This window comes from Actinoplanes sp. NPDC051633 (assembly GCF_040681735.1).
Lineage (GTDB): Bacteria > Actinomycetota > Actinomycetes > Mycobacteriales > Micromonosporaceae > Actinoplanes.
Genome location: NZ_JBFAZH010001018.1, coordinates 1 through 2805, shown reverse-complemented (window position 1 = coordinate 2805; position 2805 = coordinate 1). Strand labels below are relative to the sequence as shown.

Annotated in this window: 2 protein-coding genes; one reads left to right on the top strand and one right to left on the bottom strand. The window is 70.2% G+C overall.

Translation table 11 applies throughout. The annotated features are described in order from the left end of the window. Positions 1 to 124: 124 nt before the first annotated feature. Positions 125 to 1210, bottom strand: a complete 1086-nt coding sequence (locus AB0M20_RS36170; RefSeq protein WP_364305126.1) for a glycoside hydrolase family 19 protein — start codon at positions 1208 to 1210, stop codon at positions 125 to 127. 192 nt (positions 1211 to 1402) lie between these two features. Between AB0M20_RS36170 and AB0M20_RS36165 the strand changes: the two genes are divergently transcribed. Continuing rightward, the gene (locus AB0M20_RS36165) at positions 1403 to 2692 is read left to right on the top strand and encodes a methyl-accepting chemotaxis protein (protein WP_364305124.1); all 1290 of its coding nucleotides are present in this window, start codon (positions 1403 to 1405) and stop codon (positions 2690 to 2692) included. Positions 2693 to 2805: the final 113 nt, after the last annotated feature.

Below are 2805 nucleotides of genomic sequence, written 5' to 3'. Positions count from 1 at the left end.
TCCTATCGGGCCCGGCCGCAGCTGGCCCTTTACACGCACGAAGCGAGAGGGGTACGGCCGCCGCCCGGCCGTACCCCTCTCGGCCCCTCTTTCCGTGTAAGGCTTGTGAACGCCGCCGGTCAGCTCAGCAGTAGAGGTTCGGCCCCGGGTCGACGCCGAGGATGCCGGCGAAGTGCTGGTAAGAGCTGACCCGGCTCTGGACCTGCGCCGGGTTGCCGCCGTTGCACTCCAGCGAGCCGTTGATGCTGCGGATCGTGCCGCCGAAGCCCTGCGAGAACAGCGCCTGGTGCGCCGGCATCGAGTTCGGCCCGTTCTGCGTCATCCAGTACCAGACCGCGGTCTGGTAGGCGACCGACGTGACGTTCTTGACCATGTCGGGGTTGTGCAGCAGGTCGAGACCGAGCGCGTCGCCGGCGGCCTTGTAGTTGAAGTTCCAGCTCAGCTGGATCGGGCCGCGGCCGTGGTAGGCGGACTGCCCGGCCGGGCATCCGACCTCCGGGGTCGGCCTGCAGTAGAGCGGCCAGTTCGCCTGGTTCTGCTCCTCGACGTAGACCAGCCCACCGGACTCGTGGCTGACGTTGGCCAGGAAGGCGGCCGCCTCGCGCTTCTTGGTGGCGTCGTCGCCGCTGAGGAAGGCGGGGTACTTGCGCGCGGCGTCGACCAGCCCGGCGTACGAGTAGAACGCGATCCGGTTCGGGAACATCTGGTTGAACTGGGCCTCGGAGACCGGGAATCCACCGGGCTGCGGCGGCGGGGTCGTGCCGCCGCCACCACCGCAGGTGAACGGGTCCCAGAACCAGGTGCTGATGGTCGGGTCGTATCCCGGGTTGTCGTGCTCGGCGATGTAGAGGCTGCCGTTGAAGCGGACGATCGCGCCGGTCGCGTACCAGGCGCCCTGCGCCCAGTTCGGGTAGTTGCAGGTGTCACCGCCGCCACCGCCGCCACCCCCACCACCGCCGCAGGCGCCGTTGTCGGTCCAGACGCCGTCGGGCACGGCGACCGGGGCCGCGTACTGCGTCCACCACCGGGCGGTCCAGTTGTGGCCGTTGTGGGAGACCCGGTTCCCGCCGACATAGACGGTGTTGTTGTTGTACGGCGCGGCGCAAGCCTCGGCGGCGCCGGCGATGGTCATCGGAACGACCGCCGCGGCCGTGGCGGCCAAGCCGATGCCGATCGCGGCGAGGACGGACAGAAGACGTTTTCTGGGCATGGGGGAGCCACCTTCCGCCGTGTGGGGATTGCGTGGGGTGACATCAACTCAACTCGATGTCTAACGCCGCGTCAATAACTGTTAGGAAAGTTCAAGGATTAATAAAGCACCCCCGTTGCACCCGCCCACTCGTGCGGGCCCGAGCCTCTCGATCCGAATGGAGCAGGGAACCCATCAGTGAAAGGTGCAGTGATGACCGCGTTCAGCCGCCTGATCCCCGCCGTGGAGCTCTCCGAGCAGGCCTTCGCCGCCCGGCATCGGGTGCTGCGCCTGCTGCTCTGGGTGCACGTGCCGGTGATCCTCGTTATCGGCTACTTCTCCGGCCAGCTCAGCCCGGGCCACCACGCCCCGCTGCTGCTCGCCGTGCTGGGTGGCGTCATGGCCTGCGGCGTCGTGGCCGGCACGGCCACCTCCCAGCGGGGCCGGGCGATCTCCACCAGCGTCGGCTTCCTGCTCTCCGCCGATGCCCTCGTGCACGCCGGCGGCGGCATGATCGACCTGCACTTCCACTTCTTCGTCGTGATCGCGCTGATCGGCCTCTACCAGGACTGGCTCGCCTTCGCGCTGGCCGTCGTCCTGGTCGCCGGCCACCACCTCGGCATCGGCGTGCTCGCACCCGACCTGGTCTTCGGCGGCCACGTCGGCCACTCGACCGGCGCGATCCTCTCGCGGGCCCTGCTGCACGCCGTCTTCGTGCTCGCCATGTCCGCCGCACAGATCACCTACTGGCACTTCGACGCTGCGGTCCGCCGCGAGAACGAGAGCCGGCAGGCGGAGATCGCCGAGAAGGGCGCCACCCAGCTCCGCGAGGCCGCCGAGGAAGCTTCCCGCCGCGAGGAGGAGGCCCGCATCGACGCGCAGGCGCAGCTCGACCGCGCCGAGCAGATGGCGGTCCGCCTGGAGGAGGTGCTGCAGCGTACGAGCGCGACCGGCGCCCGCCTGCGCACCGACGCCGACGAGGCGCTGAGCGGCTTCGAATCGGCCCTGTCCGACGTGACCAAGACCGTCTCCCACGCCAGCGACCAGGTCACCACCACGCTGACCGACGGGGACACCGCGCTGCGCTCGCTGGAGGAGCTGCGCACGTCGGTGGCCGACATCGCGGCGATCGCCGGCTTGATCCAGGCCGTCGCCGACCAGACCAACCTGCTCGCCCTGAACGCGACCATCGAGGCGGCCCGGGCCGGCGAGGTGGGCAAGGGCTTCGCGGTGGTGGCCGGCGAGGTCAAGCAGCTCGCGGGTCAGACCGCGACGGCGACCGCGCGCATCGAGGCCACGGTGGCCGAGGTGACGACGGGCGCCGCGGCGGTGGGCAACGCGGTGTCCGAGATGACCAGCCGGCTGGGCTCGGTGGCGGACGCGCAGCGCCTGGCCGCGTCGGTGATGGACGAGCAGGTGTCGCTGGCGGCGCAGACCCGCGGCCTGGTGACCTCGGCGGCGGACGAGGTGGCCAACTCGGCGTCGGCGGTCTCAGTACGCTGAATCCGGCCCCTCGATGTATCGCTCTACGATGCATCGATGAGGTCTCAACGGACGGCGGCGGCCCCAGTGTTACAGCTGGCCGCCGCCGCTGCCCATTCCGCCTGCGGGAGCCG

Coding starts and splice junctions, on each gene's coding strand:
- AB0M20_RS36165 (WP_364305124.1), top strand. CDS start 1,403: ATGACCGCGTTCAGCCGCCTGATCCCCGCCGTGGAGCTCTCCGAGCAG.
- AB0M20_RS36170 (WP_364305126.1), bottom strand. CDS start 1,210: ATGCCCAGAAAACGTCTTCTGTCCGTCCTCGCCGCGATCGGCATCGGC.